Source organism: Agrobacterium sp. rho-13.3, assembly GCF_033957765.2.
Taxonomy (GTDB): Bacteria; Pseudomonadota; Alphaproteobacteria; order Rhizobiales; family Rhizobiaceae; genus Agrobacterium.
Map to the genome: position 1 here is coordinate 787,393 of NZ_CP192775.1, position 21,661 is coordinate 809,053.

The 21,661-nt window shown below is 55.9% G+C and carries 20 protein-coding genes; 11 read left to right on the forward strand and 9 right to left on the reverse strand.

Going from position 1 to position 21,661, the window contains the following annotated elements:
- Position 1 precedes the first annotated feature (1 nt).
- Together aroB and RMR16_RS18580 are read right to left on the reverse strand one after the other, a co-directional pair.
- Complete coding sequence (gene aroB / locus RMR16_RS18575) at positions 2–1,135, reverse strand: 3-dehydroquinate synthase (RefSeq protein WP_320198792.1); 1,134 nt, start codon at positions 1,133–1,135, stop codon at positions 2–4.
- Positions 1,122–1,721, reverse strand: coding sequence for a shikimate kinase (locus RMR16_RS18580; RefSeq protein ID WP_320198793.1), 600 nt, complete (start codon positions 1,719–1,721; stop codon positions 1,122–1,124). The genes aroB and RMR16_RS18580 overlap by 14 nt, the downstream gene beginning before the upstream one ends.
- A gap of 161 nt (positions 1,722–1,882) precedes the next feature.
- Between RMR16_RS18580 and RMR16_RS18585 the strand changes: the two genes are divergently transcribed.
- From RMR16_RS18585 to RMR16_RS18630, 10 genes are all read left to right on the forward strand, one after another.
- Positions 1,883–2,035, forward strand: coding sequence for a hypothetical protein (locus RMR16_RS18585; RefSeq protein WP_320198794.1), 153 nt, complete (start codon positions 1,883–1,885; stop codon positions 2,033–2,035).
- Positions 2,036–2,055: 20 nt separating this feature from the next.
- On the forward strand, positions 2,056–3,009 hold the full coding sequence (gene xerD / locus RMR16_RS18590) for a site-specific tyrosine recombinase XerD (protein ID WP_320198795.1): 954 nt from the start codon (positions 2,056–2,058) through the stop codon (positions 3,007–3,009).
- A 63-nt stretch (positions 3,010–3,072) separates the two neighbouring features.
- The gene (locus RMR16_RS18595; RefSeq protein WP_320198796.1) at positions 3,073–4,026 is read left to right on the forward strand and encodes an acetyl-CoA carboxylase carboxyltransferase subunit alpha; all 954 of its coding nucleotides are present in this window, start codon (positions 3,073–3,075) and stop codon (positions 4,024–4,026) included.
- A 384-nt stretch (positions 4,027–4,410) separates the two neighbouring features.
- Positions 4,411–5,994 (forward strand): pyridoxal phosphate-dependent decarboxylase family protein, encoded by a 1,584-nt coding sequence (locus RMR16_RS18600; protein WP_320198797.1) that lies wholly within the window; start codon positions 4,411–4,413, stop codon positions 5,992–5,994.
- A 2-nt stretch (positions 5,995–5,996) separates the two neighbouring features.
- On the forward strand, positions 5,997–7,529 hold the full coding sequence (locus RMR16_RS18605; protein WP_320198798.1) for a hypothetical protein: 1,533 nt from the start codon (positions 5,997–5,999) through the stop codon (positions 7,527–7,529).
- 30 nt (positions 7,530–7,559) lie between these two features.
- Positions 7,560–8,030: a hypothetical protein gene (locus RMR16_RS18610; RefSeq protein ID WP_320198799.1), complete on the forward strand. Its 471-nt coding sequence runs from the start codon at positions 7,560–7,562 to the stop codon at positions 8,028–8,030.
- Between the two features lie 42 nt (positions 8,031–8,072).
- A complete protein-coding gene (locus tag RMR16_RS18615) occupies positions 8,073–8,870 on the forward strand; it encodes a hypothetical protein (RefSeq protein WP_320198800.1) in 798 nt (265 codons plus the stop codon).
- Positions 8,867–9,295: a hypothetical protein gene (locus RMR16_RS18620; RefSeq protein WP_320198801.1), complete on the forward strand. Its 429-nt coding sequence runs from the start codon at positions 8,867–8,869 to the stop codon at positions 9,293–9,295. The genes RMR16_RS18615 and RMR16_RS18620 overlap by 4 nt, the downstream gene beginning before the upstream one ends.
- Positions 9,296–9,345: 50 nt before the next feature.
- Positions 9,346–9,903 (forward strand): hypothetical protein, encoded by a 558-nt coding sequence (locus RMR16_RS18625; RefSeq protein ID WP_320198802.1) that lies wholly within the window; start codon positions 9,346–9,348, stop codon positions 9,901–9,903.
- A 334-nt stretch (positions 9,904–10,237) separates the two neighbouring features.
- On the forward strand, positions 10,238–11,128 hold the full coding sequence (locus tag RMR16_RS18630) for a LysR substrate-binding domain-containing protein (RefSeq protein WP_320198803.1): 891 nt from the start codon (positions 10,238–10,240) through the stop codon (positions 11,126–11,128).
- A gap of 33 nt (positions 11,129–11,161) precedes the next feature.
- On the opposite strand, the gene RMR16_RS18635 is transcribed toward RMR16_RS18630, so the two are convergent.
- The 6 genes from RMR16_RS18635 to RMR16_RS18660 all read right to left on the reverse strand — a co-directional run bounded on the left by RMR16_RS18635 (position 11,162) and on the right by RMR16_RS18660 (position 16,688).
- Positions 11,162–12,442: a TRAP transporter large permease gene (locus RMR16_RS18635; RefSeq protein WP_320198804.1), complete on the reverse strand. Its 1,281-nt coding sequence runs from the start codon at positions 12,440–12,442 to the stop codon at positions 11,162–11,164.
- Positions 12,443–12,446: 4 nt separating this feature from the next.
- Positions 12,447–12,986 carry a TRAP transporter small permease gene (locus RMR16_RS18640; protein WP_320198805.1) on the reverse strand — a complete coding sequence of 180 codons (540 nt, stop codon included), beginning with the start codon at positions 12,984–12,986 and terminating at the stop codon, positions 12,447–12,449.
- A 79-nt stretch (positions 12,987–13,065) separates the two neighbouring features.
- Positions 13,066–14,061 (reverse strand): DctP family TRAP transporter solute-binding subunit, encoded by a 996-nt coding sequence (locus tag RMR16_RS18645; RefSeq protein ID WP_320198806.1) that lies wholly within the window; start codon positions 14,059–14,061, stop codon positions 13,066–13,068.
- A gap of 47 nt (positions 14,062–14,108) precedes the next feature.
- Positions 14,109–14,993, reverse strand: a complete 885-nt coding sequence (locus tag RMR16_RS18650) for an NAD(P)-dependent oxidoreductase (RefSeq protein WP_320198807.1) — start codon at positions 14,991–14,993, stop codon at positions 14,109–14,111.
- Between the two features lie 19 nt (positions 14,994–15,012).
- The gene (locus tag RMR16_RS18655) at positions 15,013–15,315 is read right to left on the reverse strand and encodes a putative quinol monooxygenase (RefSeq protein WP_320198808.1); all 303 of its coding nucleotides are present in this window, start codon (positions 15,313–15,315) and stop codon (positions 15,013–15,015) included.
- Positions 15,316–15,329: 14 nt separating this feature from the next.
- Entirely contained in the window at positions 15,330–16,688 is a 1,359-nt protein-coding gene (locus tag RMR16_RS18660) for an NAD(P)H-dependent oxidoreductase (protein ID WP_320198809.1), read from the reverse strand.
- A 386-nt stretch (positions 16,689–17,074) separates the two neighbouring features.
- On the opposite strand from RMR16_RS18660, the gene RMR16_RS18665 reads away from it, so the two are divergent.
- Entirely contained in the window at positions 17,075–18,994 is a 1,920-nt protein-coding gene (locus RMR16_RS18665) for a methyl-accepting chemotaxis protein (RefSeq protein ID WP_320198810.1), read from the forward strand.
- Positions 18,995–19,348: 354 nt separating this feature from the next.
- On the opposite strand, the gene RMR16_RS18670 is transcribed toward RMR16_RS18665, so the two are convergent.
- Positions 19,349–21,253 (reverse strand): methyl-accepting chemotaxis protein, encoded by a 1,905-nt coding sequence (locus tag RMR16_RS18670; RefSeq protein WP_320199008.1) that lies wholly within the window; start codon positions 21,251–21,253, stop codon positions 19,349–19,351.
- Between the last annotated feature and the right edge of the window lie 408 nt (positions 21,254–21,661).

The window sequence follows — 21,661 nt, forward strand, 5'->3', positions numbered from 1 at the left end:
ATCAACCGGGGTGCTTTTCGTTCAGGAACAATTGCACTTCAGAAGGTGCGACATCATCCGCCACGAAAGACTGGCCGATACCGTGGGTCAGGATGAAGGTGAGCTTGCCGCCCTTGACCTTCTTGTCCTGCGCAATCGCCATCATCAGCGTTTCCACCGGCGGCAACTCGCCCGGAATGTCCTTCATCGTCGTTGGCAGGCCAACGGCCTTCAGATGCGCCTCGACACGCGCCGCATCGTCCGGGCTTGCAAGGTTGAGGCGGGCCGAGAACTGGTGGGCCAGCACCATGCCGATGGCAACGCCCTCGCCGTGAACCAGACGTTTGCTGTCATAGTCCGTCGCCGCTTCCAGCGCGTGACCGAAGGTATGGCCGAGATTGAGCAGGGCGCGAACACCATTTTCCTTCTCGTCCGCCACCACCACGTCAGACTTGGCCTGACAGCTGGTGGCAATGGCCTTAATACGGGCTGGTCCACCTTTCAGCACATCGTCCCAATTCTTTTCCAGCCAGAAGAAAAACTCCGGCTTGTCGATCAGGCCGTATTTGACCACTTCCGCATAACCCGCACGAAACTCACGCGGGCTTAGCGTATCCAGCACAGACGTATCGGCCAGCACCAGATCAGGCTGATGGAACACGCCGACAAGGTTTTTGCCGTGGCGGGAGTTGATGCCTGTCTTGCCGCCCACGGACGAATCCACCTGCGCCAGCAGCGAGGTGGGGATTTGCACGAAGCGAACACCGCGACGGACGATGCCAGCGGCAAAGCCCGCCAAATCACCGATTACACCGCCGCCCAGCGCGATCACAACATCGTTACGTTCGATGCGTGCAGCAAGCACGGTATCGCACACCGTCATCAGATGCTCGAAGCTCTTGGTTTTTTCACCGGCAGGCAGGGTCAGCGACACAGCCTCGATGCCATCCGTCTGCAAACCATCCACAAGCGCTTCCAGATAAAGCGGCGCCACATGCTCATCCGTGATGATGGCTGCGCGTTTGCCCTTGAGGCGCGAGGAAATTTCTCCGCCCGCGCGCCCAATCAGGCCCGGACCGATCAAAATGTCATAGGCGCGTTCACCCAGCGGCACATGCACCAGGCGTTCTTCGGTAGGAGCACTATGAGATATCATGGGATCGGGCCTTCTTTTCCGTACCGGCAATGGCTTCCAGCACTTCATTCACGATGATTTCCTTGCGAACATCACGCGACAGGATGGTGATGTCGGCTTGTTCATAGAGGGGATAACGCTTTTCCATCAGCGCTTGCAGCGTGGCTTTTGGATTTTCTGTCTTCAGAAGTGGACGGTGATCGCGCTTGTTGACCCGCTCCCACAGCACCTCAAGATCGGCTTTCAGCCACATGGAAATGCCACCGCGTTTGATGTGCCTGCGGGTATTGTCGTTGATAAAAGCCCCCCCGCCGGTGGAAACGACCTTTGGTCCACCGCGCAACAAACGCTTTATCACCCGGGTTTCCAGTGCCCGAAACTCATCCTCGCCATAGGCTGCAAAAAGTTCGGCAATCGTCATGCGCGACACGCGCTCGATCTCGACATCCGTATCGATGAAGGGAACCCTCAACTGCTGCGCAACAAGTCTGCCAATTGCGGACTTGCCAGCGCCCATCAGCCCCACAAAAATGACATTGCGCTTTCCGAGCTTGGCCCGTGCTTTTTCACCCGTATTGAGGTGAACAGTAATGTTGGTTTCGCTCATGAATGATGGCCCGTTTGGCATGGGTATCTGCAAATGTTTACGAAGCGTCAAGCCAAATTGCGGCTAATGGAACAGAGAATCACTCGCCGAGCACGCCTGATGAAGCTTGTTCTCACAGAGAACGCGCTTCATATTGAGCCTGAGACGTCACCGGAGTATCCATGCCAACGCTTTTTCGCTTTATTTTCGTGGTCGCTGCTGTTGCGGGCATCATCTATGGAAGCATGATATCGCTGGTCTCATTGGTAAAGCCGAAAGAGCGGGAAGTGACCGTGCGCATCCCGTCCGAGCGCATGAATCCGCCCACCCCCTGACGAAACGAAAGCACCAATGAATGGCCGGTCAGGACGCAGCTTGGATTGAGAGTTTTCTGGAGATGATGAGCGCGGAGCGCGGGGCAGCGACAAATACGCTGACATCGTATGACCGCGATCTCAACGATCTGCGCGACTTTCTGCGAGCACGAGAAACACCCTTGTCAGATGCAACGACTGCCGATCTTTCCGCCTATCTTGGCGGTTTATCCACGCAGGGCTTTGCGGCGGCGTCGCAGGCAAGGCGGCTCTCCTCAATGCGGCAGTTTTACAAATTTCTCTATTCCGAAGGGCTTCGTGGAGACGATCCGACCGGAATATTGGATGCCCCGAAAAAAGGCCGCACTCTGCCCAAAACCATGAGCGTTGCAGATGTGACAACACTGTTGGCGCAGGCAACCCGAGAAGCGGAAACGGAAGGCCCCGGCCAGCTTTCCCGCATCCGCATGCATCTGTTGCTGGAGCTTCTTTACGCAACGGGCATGCGCGTTAGTGAACTTGTCTCACTTCCGGTCAAGGTTCTACGACAGGAAGGCCGTTTCCTGATGATCCGCGGCAAGGGAAACAAGGACCGAATGGTGCTGCTGTCCCGTGCAGCGATTGACGCGATGGATAAATATGAGCGGGCCCGAAAAACATTGGCCCCAAAAGAAAAGGGCATGCCTGAAAGTCCTTGGCTGTTTCCCTCCAATGGCAAGGAAGGTCATGTGCCGAGGCAGGTTTTTGCGCGTGATCTGAAAGATATCGCCATTCGGGCGGGTCTCACGCCCTCTGCAATTTCGCCACACGTCATGCGGCACGCCTTCGCCAGTCACCTTTTGCAGAACGGTGCAGACCTGCGCGCCGTGCAGGAATTGCTGGGCCATTCGGACATTTCCACGACACAAATCTATACACATGTGTTGGAAGAACGGCTTCAAGAGCTGGTACAAACGCACCACCCTCTTGCCAAACAGGCCAAAAACCTTGAATAGAGCGACCGGAACCGCTTGAATTATCCTATTAAACCTTGCGCAAAACGATCGGAAACGGATCTCATGCACAGCTACCTCGACTTTGAAAAACCTATCTCCGACCTTGAAGGCAAGATTCTCGAGTTGAAAAAACTCGCCGCCGAAGACGAGAGCATAGATACGTCAGAGGAGATTGCGCGCCTTGAATCCCGTGTTCAGGATGCGATGCAGGATATCTACTCCAAGCTCAATGCCTGGCAGAAAACGCAGGTTGCGCGCCACCCGCAGCGCCCGCACTTCGTGGATTACGCCAAGGCGCTGTTTACGGATTTCACGCCGCTGGCCGGTGATCGCAAATTTGCCGAAGATGCCGCCATTCAGGCTGGCCTTGGCCGTTTCAATGGCCAACCCGTTGCCATCATCGGTCAGGAAAAGGGCAACGACACCAAGTCGCGCCTGAAACACAATTTCGGCAGCCCACGTCCTGAAGGATATCGCAAGGCCATCCGCGTGTTGGAACTTGCCGACCGCTTCTCGCTACCAGTTATCACGCTCATCGATACGGCAGGTGCTTATCCAGGCGTAGGGGCTGAAGAGCGCGGTCAGGCCGAGGCTATCGCCCGCTCGACCGAAATGTGCCTGAACTCCAAGGTTCCGATCGTGTCCGTGGTCATCGGTGAAGGCGGCTCGGGCGGCGCCATTGCCATTGCCACCGGCAACCGCGTTTACATGCTGGAACACGCAATCTACTCGGTCATCTCACCGGAAGGTGCAGCCTCCATTCTTTGGCGCGATTCGACCCGGGCCAAGGAAGCTGCGACCAATATGAAAATTACCTCAGAGGATTTGAAGGCGCTCGGCGTTATCGACGGCATCATTCCAGAGCCACTCGGCGGCGCGCACCGCGATCCGGCGAAGGTGATCAGCGCAGCCGGTAAAACCATTGAGGCCGCATTGAAGGATTTGACGCCGTTGTCTGGACAGCAGATTCGCACGGAACGCCGCCAGAAATTTCTGGATATCGGCCGCAACCTCTAAAATTATCCATGCCCTTTTATGCAGTTAAGCCCACCCGCTCATCGAGCGGGTGGGCTTAACTTTGTGCGCCGTAAAATGGCGAATGGGATTTTACATATCAGGCTATACATCGGACACCGGCATCCGCCCGATCACTGGACTGCACTCGGAGACACCCACAAGCTGTTGGTCAACGTCTAGGCCGGTTCTGCGAAAGTGCCCTTACCGACACTTCCCACACCTCTCCCCCAAGCCATCCAATACACCTAAAAGGAGAATTATGAAATTAATGTAATTCAAGGGTGTGTTGCATTGACAGCCCAAGCCAATACAACTAATGAGTGTTTACATTGATAATTAAACCAAAAGATGATTTTCAGCCAATGCCAAGCAATGGATGCGTCTATGGAAACCCTACGGTTGAACACTCTCTGTGGCGTCGATGGACGCTGGAATTCATTTGCTTCAAACACCCTCTCTCTGGACGACTATTTTAATCCCACAGACTTTGAAGATGCAGCACGCATAGCTGTTGAAAAACTAACCGGCGTTTTGGAGCCCAGACAGACCGGCGGAGTAGAACTGAGACGTCCAAAAGAGCTGACGGAAGCGGCGCGAGCGCTGATGACCGGAGAGCATGGCGATGTTTTCAACGCTGAACGTTTCTCCAAGATTGTCGATCTTTATGTCGAGACCGGGATAAACCTGAATTCACGTGGTTACATGGCCCGGCAATTCAGTTCGGTTCTGCCCGTTTCAGCCGTGTTTGACATGGTGAGTGCCATGTCGCCCCAGCCTGCGTCGTATTATGAAGCCGGACAGTTGGCGAATGTCGCCGACAAAATTATTGCCCAAGAGTTTGGCCGTCTCATCGGCTGGGCGGATGACAGTTTCGAGATGGTGACGACCTCTGGTGCCACATTGGCAAATACCACTGCGGTCTTGACGGCGCGCAACAGGCGCCTATCCGCAAGCTGGAATGAGGGAATGGGACCGAAGGCGCAGCGCGGACGCCCGGCGATCGCCATCGGTGAGGATGCCCATTTCTCGGTCAGCCGCATCGCTGGCATCATCGGTGTGGGGCAAGATCAGGTTGTTCGTTTGCCGTTGAACGACAAGCGGCAAATTTGCATTGCCGGTACGAAGCAGGTTTTGCAAGCAGCGGCAGCACGCGGGCTGGATGTCTTCTGCCTCATAGCCTCTGCGGGCACCACTTCTGTCGGTGCCAATGATCCGCTGGTGGAACTCGCGGAACTCGCACGCCAATATGATGCGTGGTTTCACGTCGATGCCGCCCATAACGGCGCGTTTCTGGTGTCAGACCGATTGCGTCCTCGCTTGAGCGGCATTGAACTGGCGGATTCTTTCTGCCTTGACGCTCATAAGACGCTGTTTGTGCCCGCACTTTGCACCTTGCTGTTCTATCGCGAAAAAGGCGTCGCAGACTCTGCATTTCCGCAAAAGGACAGCTACGTTTTCGATCCATTTGAAGATGAGATGAGCAATTTCCAGAGCGGCATCAAGAATTTCGAATGCACCAAGCGTCCGGCCATCATGAACCTCTGGCTGGCCTGGGCGCTGTATGGTCGCGCGCCCTTCGAGCAGAAGCTTGATCACCTTGTGGCCCTGACCGAGGCAGCGCATTCCTATTTGAACGGATTGCCCGACTTTGAGGTGATGCATGAGCCGGAAACCAACATTCTCTGCTTCAAGCACACTCCATCCGGCATCGACCATGCCGACCTTTCAGACTTGCAGTTGCAACTGAGAAACCGGGTGCGGGCGGCGGGTCATCGCTTCATTTCAAAGGTCGATCTGGATGGCGCAACCGTGCTGCGCATCGTGTTGATGAACCACCGGATCGAGCTTTCCGATATCGCGGCTCTGGTCGAGGAAATCCGCAGCCACGCCCAGGATATTCTCGCCGAGCAGGCAGGTCTAACGGGCAACCCCGACGCTTATGCACCCCTCCGTTTGAATGTTGGATAATCATGGGCGCGCAAACAATTTTCATCGAAGACCCTCTTCTGCCCCTTCTAGAAAAGTCTCTGCCGATCCCTCACACCATTGAGGACGTGCTGAAGCTGCCATCGTTTTTGTCCATCCTGCGCCACGCCGAGACGGTTCTGGGATGCAGTTTCGATGAGATGCAGCCCGACACGCAAGCCATTCTAACCGAACGCCGCTTGGCGCAACTTGTGGAAATCGCCCGCATCAATCCGGTCTGGCGACAGCGCATCTATGATGCCATTGGCGATGGACCCATCGGCAGCATGGCGGATTTTCAGGCGCTGCCGCTCACCGACAAGGAAGCCTTTGCCGATCTGTTTACCGGCGCACGTCCGGGCATGGTCGTGCCTATTGAGCGACATGGCTTTCAGGTCGTTGCCAGCGGCGGCACCAGTTCTGGCAGACCATCGGAGACGGTTTATCCGCTCGACGAATTGCAGGACACCTATGAGTGGGCAGGTGCTTTCATGGGGCGGCACATGATGCGGCGCCACCTGAGCGGCAACGGTCCCAAATGGGTTGCCACAACACTTGCCGATTACCAGATGTGGAGCAGCGGCACCATGGTCGGTGGTGTTCTCCAGAAAATTCTCGGTGTGAACTACATTGGCGCAGGGCCAATGAGCCGCGAAGTTTTCCAGCTTATGATGTCTTATCCCGGCCCCAAAGCTATTATGGGCATTACCCAAAGCATTGCCTTGCTGGCCAGTTTTGCCGAGGGTTTGTCGCAGACGGAACGGGAGAGTTTCCACGTCGCGCTTTATGGCAGCGGGGTTTTGACGCCACGGGTTCGCGCCGATCTGAAGGACGCCTATCCAAACCTGAAAATCCTGAGCTATTTCGCCGCCACGCAGGCTGAAACCATCGGTTTGCAGCTTGATCCAGATAGCTCAGTTCTGACAACCATTCCGGGTCTGCATCTGGTGGAAATTGTCGATGACGATGGCCGTCATGTGGATGTGGATCAGGAGGGCGAACTTGTCGTCACCCGCCTGTTTGGCAACGCGGCTCCAGTGTTGCGTTACAAGGTGGGGGACAGGGTCATCCGTCGGGCGGATCGGCGTGAGGCCCGGCTTCATGCCCTGCAATTCGAATATGTCGGACGCAGCGGCGACTTCATGCATATCGGTGACACGCAATATTCCGCAGCGCGGGCGCTCTCGTCCATTCGGGAAGAACTTGTACAACGCCAGATACTCGACATCGACGCTGTTGCCACCGGCCTGCAATTTCAGATCAACCGGGCCAACCGGCAATTTCATCTGGTCATCGGCGCGGTTGAGGCAAATGAGCTGTTGCCGAAGGTCGCAAGATTGCTTGGCCCGGAGGGGTCTGCCCCAATCATCATCACCGCATTGACTCGCTCACTCTCGGTTTTCAACGGGCTGGAAGCCAATGAGGCCAGCCTTGCCCGCTCCGGCTACAGCTTCGGTATTCGTTTGGTAGAGCCAGACGGGCCGGGACTGGTGCGAACCAGTGTCGGCAAAGTGCCTCTTGTTGTCGATCTGGCGTGACGCCCCTTCCAAAAGACAAGGATATTTACGATGCAACCACTGAATATTCAGATTTTTGTCGATGTCATGGCTTTGCTTCTCGGCAATCCACCAGAGGGTGCCGTGTTTGCCTTCGATGACAGCACGTTGGGCAGTAAAAACAACGGCACACCGACCTTGCAAAGCACAATCTGGCCGGGCCAACTGGTCCGCTGGACAGTAACGCCGGTGGATGTACAGACGTCGGTGTGGATTTCCGACCTTTCCTTCGGCGACGCTGAAGCGTCTGAAGAAGGCATAAAGCCAGCACCGGAAACCGCCACCCCCTGGGCTGAAAGTTGGGAGGGATATGTTCCGGCTTACGGACTCTCCGCCGATGGCGATTATCCCTATCGGCTGACACTGCGGTTTGGCGCACTAACACCTTATCGCGTGGCGGTAGAGGGTCTCGTCCTTCGTTTCCCGCCGCAGCCAGCACCGATATCGACACCTGTTGCCACCATTGTAGACGGTGTCGTCTGATCCTCATTCCCGTTCAAAGCCTTACACATCAGGAGGTGAAACGTGCAAATTTCCATCATCGTTGTCATCGATATCGAAACTGCCCTCAAAGAAAACACGCTGGAGGGAAACGCCTATCTTATCGATAACACGCAGGCTTTTGCTCCACCATTTTTTCCGCGTCATGAAAGGGTGACCTACGCACGCGGAACACACACGGCAAATGGCGCGCAGGCCTCAGAAGTCGTGCTGAACTGGATTTATGTTGGGGTTGCAGGCTTGCCTACAACGCTGCCCCGCGATTTTAGCAGACGCTTTAGCCAAAGCGCGAACAAAAATCATCTTCTGACCGCTATCAAATCGGCCCGCAATCCGGGCGCCATCGCAAAGCTTCTGGCAGAGGATGAACACAATGCACCGACATCCAACCTGATCCGCAGTCCACAGGGTGGTGTGGAGAAGGTGGAGCGCGCCATCGTCAACGTGCTGGGCGAGGTTTTGCAACGGCCTGATGAGGAAACCGCAGCCAACATTCCGCCTCTGGTGACGGAAATCCGTGGACCCGCCGTAGAGCAGGGCGTCATATATCCAGCACTTTATGGCTCGCCTGATATTGGTCTGGAAGGCTGGTACTGGAGCGCTGCCGTAGACACGGCGCAGGTGGGACGCCACGCCTATGTCATGGATGTGGTGCTTTACTCCGCGGTCAAAGACAATGGCGTCACGGTCTGGGAACCACACAATTTCGTTTTGACGGCCAGTGTCGACGTCCAATCCATCCTCAAGACAAACGGCTTTACCAAAGGTCTTTACCCCGGTGTCCTGCCACTTGCGCCTCTTTGCGCGGGAGATGTCATATGAAACTGATCAACATCCGCGTCATCGTCGATCCTGCGGGCGCTCTGGAAGACAATAGGCTGTCAGGCCATCTGCACATGATCGATAACAACCGGCTTGCCGGTTCGCAAAACCAGTCCACAGACCATCTGAGCACGGCGGTGTCTCCCGGCGACCGCATTGTCTGGTCACTGCAATCCATTGAATGCGAAGCCTATGTCGCGCTGCACAGCGTCAATCTGCCAACGGACATCTGCGATGTTCAAAAGAACACCTATCCTGGCACCAACGTGTCCTACTGGACGGCAACGGTGAAACAGGCGGTTGGTGATCTGCCTTACGGGCTGGTGTTTGAAATCGGCAGTCGTTCACGGCTGATCAGCAACAATGATGCGTCTCGGCTGATCGATGCGATCCCAAGCGTGGTCGAAGTTCCGGGGCTGGTATGAGCTTGCAAAACGCTGACCACAACTCAACTCATGACGAAAGGCAGGAGAGCATGACGCAAGGCAATTTGGCACAACACAACAGGCAGATGGCTCCGCCGACAATCTCGTCCGTGCAACTCAACATCGTGACGTCGATCGATGTCGCAGGTGCGACTTATACTGGGCGTCTGGACGGCAAGGCTGGCCTGATGGACAACAGCGCGAAAAGCACGGGCAAGGGAACCACTTCCCTCAAGACCGTGTGCAAACAGGGCCAGATTCTGAACTGGTTGATCTATGCCAGAGACATGCAGCAGAGGCCGGACAATAGCTGGCCGCCGAACGCACGCATCGTCAATATCGTTTTCCTGAACGGAGACGGAACGGTGCGGGAAACGCAGACCTGCAATCCGCTCAGGGTCTTTGGCGGACCGGACAAAATCCGCAGTCCATCAACGCCGGTCTATTATTATTGGGCAGGCGAGATAAAGCCTGACATCAAACCCGGCATTTATCCTTACCGGCTGGTGATTCAGTGTGACACGCCCTACCCTGGCACACCGAAGTTTTTCAATCTCGATGGTCCCTCGCTTGAAATTTTGCCTATGGACGACTTCGAGCCGGCATAACTAAAACCTGACCTGTATTGATCGAGTACGGCTCGGAGATCGGAGGCGATTTTCCGAGCCGTAAACGTTCAGATTCGGTTTTTGCGCTGAGCTTCCACCAGCTGCCGCGCCTCATGGGTACGCGTTACGACGAACGATTCCCAGATATGACGAAAAAGCGGCTGTGATTTCAGATGATCGTGCGGACGCATTGGTTTAACCTTGGTTTGATTTGCCGTGACAATACAGAATTCCTACGGCTTTTGACGTGCTGATTACGCATTGCTGTGTTGCATGCCTTGGCGATGGTGCTTGCAGGTGCTTTAATCCTCAAAAGCAAATTGAAGCCACGCCAATGCACATCCCAATCAAGCCTATTTTCGTTTTCCACACGGCTGCGCGCGCGGGCAGTATTTCCATGGCCGCAAAAGAGCTGAGCGTTACGCCCTCGGCGGTCAGCCAGCAAATCCAGACACTGGAGCAGCAACTGGGCGTCACCCTGCTTGCCAAGGCGGGGCGCGGCATTGTTCTCACCGAAGCTGGCGAGCGTTATTTTTCGATGATTGCGGATCAGGTCGAGCAAATCTCGGAAGCGACGGCAACGATCAAAGGCTTCCGTTCCGTCACCAGCCTGACAGTGCGTGCGACACCGACGCTTTCCAACAAGTGGCTTCTCCCGCGCCTGAACTCGCTTCTCGATATGCACCCTGATCTTGAGGTTCGCCTCGACGGAACGAACGAGCCGACCGACTTCAATCAGGAAATCGTCGATATCGAACTTCGCCACGGCGATGGTCGCTGGCCGGGCCTGTTTGTCGAAGGCGTGGCGGAAGAAGATTTCGTGCCTGTCTGCTCACCGCGCTATGCGGCGGAGGGTAGTTTACTGCCGGAAGACCTTGTCAAATACCGCCTCATCCACTCCGCAAAATCGCAGGCCCAGTGGACAAGCTGGTTCCCGCAGGCCGGGGTGACGACAGACGAACATTGGCAAAGAGTGTTGTTCGACCGCAGCCACATGGCAATCGATGCCGCAGTCAACGGCATGGGCATTGCTTTGGAAAGTACCTTCATGATGGGGCAAGAGCTGGCGTCCGGGCGTCTCGTCTGCCCCGTTAAATCACCACCGCAGATCAAGCTTGTGACTCAATGGATCGTCTGCCCATTCGAACATCTGCGGCGGCGTAAAGTGCGGATTTTTCTGGATTGGCTGCGCGCCGAGCGCGATGCATGGGCCGCAAACCGCTGATCGCTGGCCATGTACGTCCAGCGATCAGTCTTTTCAATACATGCCCAGCAGGCGGATTGGCCCCAGTGTCAGCACCGGGAAAAGAACCAGTGCAAAGATCGCAAGCGTCAGTACGGCCATCGGCGCAAGTGATCCTCTTATGACGTCCTCCACCCGCATATTCGCCACCTGTGCCGCTGCAAACAAACAGACGCCGACCGGAGGTGTCACCAGCCCCAGCGTCAACGTCATCACCGTGACGATGAGGAAGTGGATCGGATCGATGCCGATAGCCTGAACCGGCGGCATCAGCACCGGGATCAGGATAAACATCGCCGGGATGGCCTCCATGAAAATGCCGATGATGAGCAGGAATACGAAGATCACAAGCATTCCGGTCAAAGGCCCAAGATGCATGGCTTTCAGCAATTCAGCCACCTGTTCCGGCAACCCATCATAGGTAAACACCCAAGCGGCGATCTGCGAGGTAGCGGCGATGAACAGGATCGTCCCGGAAATGCGCGCCGTGGAAATCAGAATTTCCGGCACTTCTCTCACCGGCAAGGTGCGGTAGACGAGAATCCCCAGCACCGCGACATAAACCACTGCGATTGCCGCAGCCTCGGTTGGCGTGAAAAGCCCACTGGCAATACCGATGATGAGGATCAACGGTGTCAACATCGGCAGAATTGCGCGCAGGCCCGTGACAACCACCACCCGGAAATTGAAGGGTGAAGGCGGGTTGTAACCATAATAGACCGAATAAAAGTGGTTGAAGACCATGAAGGCAAAGGCGATAAACAGGCCTGGCACCAGCCCCGCCACCAACAGCGTGCCGATGGAAACGTTGGCAATCGACCCCGCAATCACCACGAGGATGGACGGCGGAATGATGGAGGACAGCGTTGCTGTGCACAGCGTCATTCCAACCGCATAACCCTTTGGAAAACCATGGCGCTCCATCGCTTTGATTTCGATGGCGCCGACAGAGGCGATATCGGCAACCGACGAGCCGGAAACACCGGAAAAAATAACCGACGAGATGACGTTGACGTGGCCAAGGCCACCCGGCAACCAGCCGACGATGGCTTCGGCAAAATCAAAGATCCGTTCCGCCACGCGGCCCCGTTCCATCACCGTTCCAACCAGAATGAACAGCGGGACCGCCACCAGCAGAAACGAATTCATGGACGAAAACATCGTGTGCGAAAGCAGGTCCATCGGCATGGAGGTGAATAGCCACAGGGTCGCGACGCTGGCCAGCGCCAGTGCGACAGCCAGTGGAATGCCCAGCATGCTCAGGCCGAAAAATGAGATGAGAAGAAAGAGCGACATGGGGTCAATGTCCTGCTGTTATGGAGACATCGGCATGGGCGATTTCGCCAGCCGGCAGACCAAGTTCCGGGAGGGCGATCAGATCGCGGCGCGTGCGCAACGATTCAATGATTGCCAGTATGGCAATGGCGGCAGAGACGGGCATCACCATGCCAATGACCCACATGGGCATGGGCAGAGTGGCGGCGGTCTCGTTCATCATAATCTGCTGGCGCATAAGGGTTAGCCCCGTCCAGCCCATCAGACCGAAGAAGAAAACCGACGAACCGACGTAGATCGGCACGGCCAGATGCTGAAAGAAGCGTCTGCCCATGACGAGAAAAACAACGACACGCGCGCTTTCCACGGTACGGAAACCAGCCGCCAGCCCCAGAAACACCATCCAGATGAAAAGGAAACGGGTTGCCTCTTCCGTCCATGGCAGTGGATGGCCCGTCAAACGGCCGATCACCTGCAACAAAACGACGATCAATATGCCAAAACAGGCGATGCCCGCGGCGACGTCAGCGATAATTTTTACGAATGTACCCAGCAGAGCGCGCATGGCAGTACCTTTCCAACAGAGGTCCAATGGCCGATGGGGTGCCGGTACGTTGACAAGAGATCAAAGCACCGGCGATGCATCAGTTTGTGGTGATGAAGGTACGGGTGCGGTCCGAGAAGGACTTGTCTTTCACAAGTGCTGAAAACTTTTCCGAAAGTCCGGCGGCGACCTCAACGAAGGCCTTGCGTTGGTCTCCGGTCAGTTCATTGACCTGCATACCGCTGGCCTGAAGTGTTGCCAAGGATTTGGCGATATCCGCAGCGTCATTGGCAGCTTTCCATGCTTCTGTTTCTTTGGCGGCTTCGTTCAGCGCCGTCTTGAATTTATCATCCAGACGCTCGTAACGCGCCGGGTTCATACCCACCACCCAGGCGTCCGCGATGTGGTTGCTAATGGTGACATATTTCTGCACTTCGTAGAGCTTTGCACTGACTGGAACGTTGAGCGGATTTTCCTGCCCATCGACAACCTTCAGCTGGAGCGCGTTGTAGACTTCAGCAAAAGCCATCGGTGTGGGTGCGGCACCCATCGCGCCAAAGAACTCAACCCAAAGCGGGTTGTTCGGCACGCGCAGTTTCATGCCTTTGAGATCAGCCGGCGAGGTAATCGGCAATTTGGAATTGGTGATCTGGCGCAGCGGGCGTGACCAGAGATCAAGCCCCTTGATGCCGATCTTGCTCAGATCCGTTTGCAGTTCCTGACCCAGATCGCTGTCGAGATAGGCGCGCAACTGGTCAGTGTCGCGGAACTGGTAGGGAATGGCGATTGCTGTGAATTTGGGATTGAACGTCGCATAAAGCGAGGTGGAGTTGAGCAGCAAATCCAGCGAACCACCGGCCAGTTGCTTGACGCCCGCTGATGGATCGCCGCCATAAAGCGTTCCGTTCGGAAACACTTTGACCTTCAACTCACCATTGGTCTTGCTGGACACCAGCTCAGCAAATTTGTTGGCGGCCAGCGTGATTTCGGACGTGTCCGAATCCGGCGTGGACAGGGTCAGCGTTTCGGCGTGGGCGATGGACGCAGACAAAAGTGCGCCTATTGCAAGCAGTCCGCGAATGCTCAGTTTCTTCATGGTTGTTCCTCCCGTTTATCGTTGAAATCAACATGCCAAGGGCATGCCTAGTTTGGGTTCATACGCCGTAATTCGCGGATGATCCCACTGTGATCCAGTTCCCCATCGCCATGATGGACCATGGCCTGGAAGAGCCGGTCAACCTCCTCGCTGACCGGCAGTTTCAAACCACGGCTGCGGGCAAAGCCCAGAGCCGTGGACGTATCCTTCACCTGATATTTTGCCGGGCCGCCCGGTTCAAAATTGCCTTCCACCATGCGCAGTCCGTGCTGGCGAAATATGGTGGAATCGGCAAAGCCGCCAAGCAAAGCCTCACGCACACGGGCCGGGTTTGCGCCGCCCCTTTCTGCCAAGGTCAGCGCTTCGGCAACTGCGCAGATTGTCGAGGCGACGATCAGTTGATTGGCAAGCTTCGTCAGCGAACCACTGCCCGAGGGACCAACATGCGTAACCCGTCCCAAAGGCTCGAACACGGTGCGAAGCTTCTCGACAACCGACGGGTCACCACCCGCCATAATTGCCAATGTGCCTTCCTTGGCACCTTTTTCTCCGCCGGAGACCGGCGCATCGAGGCAGTCTATTCCGCGAGCCGCCGCTGCGTGTGCAATGGCAACCGCCGTTTCAACCGGAATGGAACTCATCACCACCAGCGTAGCGCCCGGTTTCATCGCTCCAATAACGCCGTCAGCGCCGGTTAAAACGGCCTCGCAAACCGGGCCGGAACTCAGCATACAGATGACCACATCGGCATCCGCGGCTGCCGCGTTGGCATTTTCGTGAGACGTTACGCCCCTGTCGCGCAGGGCTGCAACCTTGTCCAATGTCCTGTTCCACGCCGACGCCTCAAAACCGGCTTGCGCCAACCGCACGGCCATGGGTCCACCCATGATGCCGGTGCCGATGACCGCGATGCGGGTAATGGTGTCCGTCATGGTTCCCCCCCTTTCCATTTTAAGGATGTTGGCGTTGTGAAAATCGGACGGGCCGCTCCTCAACGATGAGAGGCGGAAACGCCTCTGCGAACCGTGCAAAATGTGATGTTTGCAGATGCGCGTCAAACGCTGCACGGTTGTCATAGACCTCATAAAAGACAACCGTATCGTCTGACCCTTCCGGGCAGATGACATCGAACTGCTGGCAACCGGGTTCAGCTGCCACCGAATGTTCGGCATCATCTTTTGCAGCCTCCAGAAACGCCGTAAGCTTACCGGGCTTCACCTGAAATTCCGCTATCACCACAAATGCATTCATCATTGACCTACCCTCGTTTACTGCGCGGCAATTTGGGTCGGGCGGAAACGCTCTTCCATATTCTGCCGCAGCTGGACGACATCAAGGTCGTTGACGATTTCGACATCGTCAAATGAAACGATCTGATCCTTTTTGATTGGGCGCTTGAGTTTCACATTATGGGCAAGGCCGATGGGCAGAGCCTTCAGATCTAGGCTGCGTGTGGCAGGAATGGCATTTGCCCAAACCGCATAACCGCCTTCGCCGTCCAGCATCTCACCCGGCTGCATATCCTTTTTCGCTGTCGCAACAGCGTCTCCACGGAACTCCTTGGAGCAACCGGTTGGCTCGTTGCGCAACACGGCGGACAACACACTGACTGATGTTTCGAGACCGATGATGTGGAAGGGTCGCCACATGGATGCGTACCAGCCCGACGGATCCGTCAGCAGGCCGTATTGTTTGAAGCAGGCGCGGGCATATTCATTATGCGCCTTGAAGGTAACGAAAACGCCGTAGCGAATGTTGTTGATGACCTCGCGGCCATCCGGCTCCTGACTGGCGGCAATATCGACCAGACCCGAGCGCGACATGCGGCCACCATCGGATGCAGGGCGGAAAACACGCGCCAGATCATGCAGACCAGCAGGCGGAAAAGCCAAACCGTCATCGGGGCAATCCAGGCCCGTGCCGTTGGCCACCGCTGCCATTTCGATGGCCGCCTTCGTGCCATCGGTGAAGGAGTTGTACATTTTCGGATTGAAATCGCCTGCCGCAACCTCTTCCTCACTCCAACCGAAAAATCCCCAAACGGTATCCGGCGTCGAATAGCGGTAGCGCGGCTCAAAATTCATGCCTTTTCCGGCAGAGGTAACCTCAAATCCCGTCGCCCGCGCCCAATCGACCAATTCACAAATCAGCGCGGGCTGATCGCCGTAGGCCATGGAATAGACCACACCTGCCGCACGCGCCTTTTCCGCCAGAATGGGGCCGACCATAACGTCAGCCTCGACATTGACCATGACGACATGCTTCTTGCTATCGATGGCCCCAAGCGCGTGACGTGCGCCGGCAATCGGATGGCCAGTGGCCTCGATCACGCATTCGATTTCGTCGCAGTCGAAAATATCCTTCGCATCGTTCGTCACATAGGTTTTGCCAGATTTCAGCGCATCACCGCAGCTTTTCGCGTCATACCGTTCTTTGGACCACCCAACACGCTGCATGGATTCGCGTGCCTTGCCGACATTGAGGTCAGCGACGGCAACCATGTGCAACCCGTTGATACGCTGTGCCTGCGCCAACACCATGGAGCCGAATTTACCAGCACCGATCAGGGCCACTTTGACGGGCCGACCATCGGCAGCCCGCAGCGAAAGAAGAGAAGAAAGGTTCATAAGACAGCGTCCTCAGCTAATGAATGAATATGAGGAGTGCCCCGCTGTCATCAGCGCGCATTGGTCCGCAGCCGCAAAGCACAACGCTTCACTGCTATCCAAAGTCCGAATGCACTTTAATTTCCTCCGGGGAAGCACGGCATAACCGCCACTCCCAGCCGCCTCCCGAGCAGCTTCGTAAGGAAGGTATGACGAACCAGAGCTTAGCTCAATTTAGAAAGTCGAAACAATTCGGTAGTTTTTCTAACACGTCGTCGATATCGGCATCGCATTTTTCAAGCGACCAGGTTGAGGAAACCCTGCCGTCAACCTGCGGTCATTTTCGAGAAAATTAACGGAGGTTAGTTATATTTCATAATATTCTAATTATCTTCCGAAAGCCGATCATGAAAAACCTCAAAGTATCCCGCAAGCTGCTGGTCGCCTTTTCGACGATCTTTATCATCGTGACCGCGTTCTGCGCCGTTGCGCTTCTTTCGCTCAGTCAAATCAAGTCAGCAACCGCCTCCAACCGCAACACACAAAACGTTCTGCGGTTGTCTGGGGAAATTCTGTCGACGCTTGTGGAACAACAGAATGCGATGCGTGGCTATGTGGCAAGCGTGAACGACGAGTTTCTTGGGCGAATCCAGAAGAACCAAGATGCCGTGAAACCGCTTTTGCAGCAGCTCGAAAACGAGCTTGGCAATGTCTCGGCAGCGTCGATCATTCCGCAACTCACACAGACTATTTCAACCTTCAATGAAGAGGTTGCTCAGACAGTTTCGAACGCCAAAGATAAGTCGCAGCTGGAAGCAACACGCCAGACCATTGCAACGAAGGCCCGGCTGACGAAAATCCGCGAAGTGTTAGGTGCCGTAACGGAGCGGGAAGTCAAGGCGGCAGAGATCCGTAACGCCGAACTGGAAACCGCCTTCAGCACCGGCACGATGACATTGCTTATCGGCGGCATACTCACCGGCATCGTGGCTGTGATGATGGGCATCGTTCTCGCCCGTGGGCTTGGTCGCCCGATTGCAGCCATGACGGATGTGATGCGCCAACTCGCAGGCGGCGATACCGCCGTTTCGGTTCCTGAAATTGGGCGCAAGGACGAAATCGGCGCGATGGCCGCCGCCGTCGAGGTCTTTCGTTCCAACGCAGTTGCCAATGCACGGCTTGAGCAGCAATCTGTTGAACAGCGCGAGCTGTCGGACGCCGAACGCGCCAAACGTTCCCAGGAAGATCGCATTCGCGCAGAAGCCATGGCAGAGGCAACGACAAGTCTCGCAGGTGGTCTTTCTGCACTTGCCCGCGGCGATCTAACCGTCTCGCTGTCCTCGCCATTTGCCCCGGAGTTCGAAACTTTGCGTTCCGATTTCAACAAGGCCGTGCAGCAGCTGAGCGAAACCCTCACCGCCGTCTCGCAATCCACCGATTCCATCGATGATGGCAGTCGCGAGATCAGCCAGAGCACCAATGATCTCTCCAAGCGCACAGAACAGCAAGCCGCATCGCTTGAAGAGACAGCTGCGGCTCTCGATCAGATCACCGTCAACGTCAGCAATTCGTCCAGACGCGCCGAAGAAGCCCGCACCGTGGCGGCAGACGCAACGGCCAGCGCCGAACATTCCGGTAAGGTTGTTGCCAATGCCGTTGGCGCGATGGAACGGATAGAGCAATCATCAAGCCAGATCGCCAACATCATCGGCGTCATCGATGAAATCGCCTTCCAGACAAATCTGCTTGCACTGAACGCAGGCGTGGAAGCCGCCCGTGCTGGCGAAGCAGGCAAGGGATTTGCCGTGGTCGCACAGGAAGTTCGCGAGCTTGCGCAACGTTCTGCACAGGCTGCCAAGGAAATCAAAGACTTGATACGAGCATCCACGGGCGAAGTTGCCAGCGGCGTTAGACTTGTAAGCGAAACGGGCGATGCACTGAAAACCATTGAAGGCCTGATTGTCAGCGTCAACCAGCACATGAACGCCATCGCCACATCCTCACGCGAACAATCCGTCGGTCTTTCAGAGGTCAATACCGCCGTCAACCAGATGGATCAGGTCACACAACAGAACGCGGCTATGGTCGAAGAGACCAGTGCGGCAAGTGCGACACTGGCAACCGAAAGCAACAGGCTGCGCGAACTGATCGGGCGTTTCGATCTGGGCGCGGCAAACACCCGTAAAATCACTGCAACAAACCGCGCGGCCCGCCTTGGCGCTGGATCTGCTCCATCTGCAACTGTCCAATCCATGCAAAAGAAAATCGCCCGCGCTTACACAGGCTCCAATGCGGCAGTAAAGCTGGATGACTGGCAGGAATTTTGAGGCTCGCGCCAAAAGCCGGAGCTGATGTTCACAAGAGACAGTCAATAAAAAGGGCGTGCGTGAATGGACGCACGCCCTTTTTAGTTTGCGACGGCGCCCCGAGATCTGTCCGTGACACGCTGCACGCCCGTCATATGATCAAAACTTATCAAGCGTTGAAGATGTAACCCTGAGGTATTCCACAGGTCTCGAAGGGCAACGGCTGCGGCTGCGCTTGGGTGCTTCAAGGCTTTGGCCGTTGGGCAACATGAGGCAGAGCATGGCTCATCGTTCTTGGAGCCTTATCGGACTCACAAACAAAAAACCGGACGCTTTTGGCGCCCGGTTCTTTCGGATTTCACCTATCGTTCCAGATCAAAACTCTTCCCAATCCTGTTTGACCGCCGCATTGCCGTTAAAGGCAGAGGCGACTTTACGGCCAAGCGCACGGGCTGGAGATTGGACCGGGCGTTCCGCAGACGACGCTCCACGAACCGGTGCTTCGTAATTGCCGCCAAGACGGAACTGGCCGAGAAGTTGGTTCAGTGAAACCGATTCGCGTGCAAGACCATGGCTTGCCGCCGTCTGCTCTTCCACCATCGCCGCGTTCTTCTGTGTGTCCTGGTCCATTTGGTTCACAGCCGTGTTAATCTGCTGCAAGCCCGAAGACTGTTCTTGCGCCGCCTCCACGATCGCCACCACATGCCGATTGATTTCCTGCACTTCCACCACGATGGTTTCCAGAGCGCGACCGGTTTCGTCAACCAGTTGAACACCTTCCTTCACCTGCGTATTCGAAGTGTTGATCAGCGCCTTGATGTCTTTTGCCGCGTTGGCAGACCGCTGCGCAAGCTCACGCACCTCCTGCGCAACCACCGCAAAGCCCTTGCCCGCTTCACCGGCACGAGCGGCTTCCACACCGGCATTCAATGCCAATAGGTTGGTCTGGAAGGCAATCTCATCGATAACGCTGATGATGTTGGAAATCTCGGACGACGATTTTTCGATCTGCTGCATGGCAATAACGGCCTTGCGCACCACATTGCCGGACTGTTCGGCACCGGTTCTAGCTTTGGCCACCAGTTGACCCGCTTCTTGCGCACGTTTGGTCGAATCCTTCACTGTCGTGGTGATTTCTTCCAGGGCTGCGGCGGTTTCCTCCACCGATGCGGCCTGCTGTTCAGTGCGCTTGGCCAGATCATCCGCGGCCGAGCGGATTTCATTGGCACCGGCATCGATACCACGGGCGTTCTCGGCGACGCGGCTCAAGGCAGATTGCAGCTTTTCGGCAGACGCGTTGAAGTTGTTGCGCACCACATCCAGATTGGCCACGAACGGCTGGGTGATGCGGAATGACACATCGCCTTCCGACAGACGCGAGAGCGCCGAAGCGAGATTATCAACCGCAAAGCTGGTATCGGCTGCTTCCTTGGCCTTCTGCTCTTCGCGGGCAATCCGTTCTTTCTCAGACAGGCTGCGATTGGCATTGGCTTCCTGTTCCAGACGCTGACGCTCAATCGCGTTGTTGCGGAAAACGGCAACAGCTCCGGCCATCTGGCCGACTTCGTCGCGGCGGTCGGCGCCGGGAATTCCCTGTTCTACATCACCTTTCGCAAGGCCATTCATGCGTTCACGCAGCCGCACCATTGGAGTTGTGATACCGACTTGCGCAAAATAAAGAGCTGTGGCGAAGGCTGCAAGCAGACCAACTGCAATGCCGATGACGCTATTGACCGTCGTGTTCCAGACGGCGGTGGAAAGCTTCTCCGTCCCCTCTTTCAAAAGCGTCTGCATCGCTGCGTTATGATCTCCACCCATGGTCGAAAGGGTGGTGAACATCGCCGCATGCTCAGCTTTCAGTTTTGCAACGGTTGCCGCATCGCCAGCCTTGGCCGCAGCCAACATGCTGTCCAGCTTGGATTTGACCTGCTTGATGAACTCAATGAGCTGCGTCACGGCCTCGCGGCGAACCGGAAGCTCTTTTACGACACGGTCGTAACGTTCATAGGTCGAAACGAAATTTTTCTCGTAGCGCTCGGAAAGGGCCTTATAGTCAGCAGAGGCTGGGTCCATTTCAACAAGGCGCAAAGAAAACGAAACCGCAGTCCAGACGGCAGCAGCGCCACGGGCGCTCAACGTCGCCAGTTCGCCTTCCTTGAGCAACAGTTCCTGATATTGCGCGCTAGCGGAGTTCAGCCGGGCCACCAGAACAGATGAAACCGTCGTCGAAACCACGGCCAGCACCGCCAGAATACACAGAATTTTCGCCTTTATACTCATGTTTTTCAAAATTTTACCCTCCTCGCAGGCAATATATTCAATCTTTGGAAGTCGATGAAACTCCGTCCGTCACGCGCGTTCGACGCTGGAACAGAGAACAGTTTTTCAGGAATGTTTTAGGGTCGCAGCGTGTGAAACTATCGCGCCGACAGGCGTATGGTGGAACCAGCCGCTAACGTGAAAAATTTGACGTAGAGAAATGGTATGATGACCATATCGGACATTTCCTGAACGGACATGGCCTCACTTGCGCACCGAAGTCATTTCTAGCGTTGCGAAGTCATGCCACACAATGTGCAGCCAGCTGGCCTCATCGCCAGATTACCCATACGAATTTCATAATTAAATTAATTAAGCGGTAACGAAACTACGCGCTTCCCCACATATTCAGCGAAACGTCCCTCACAC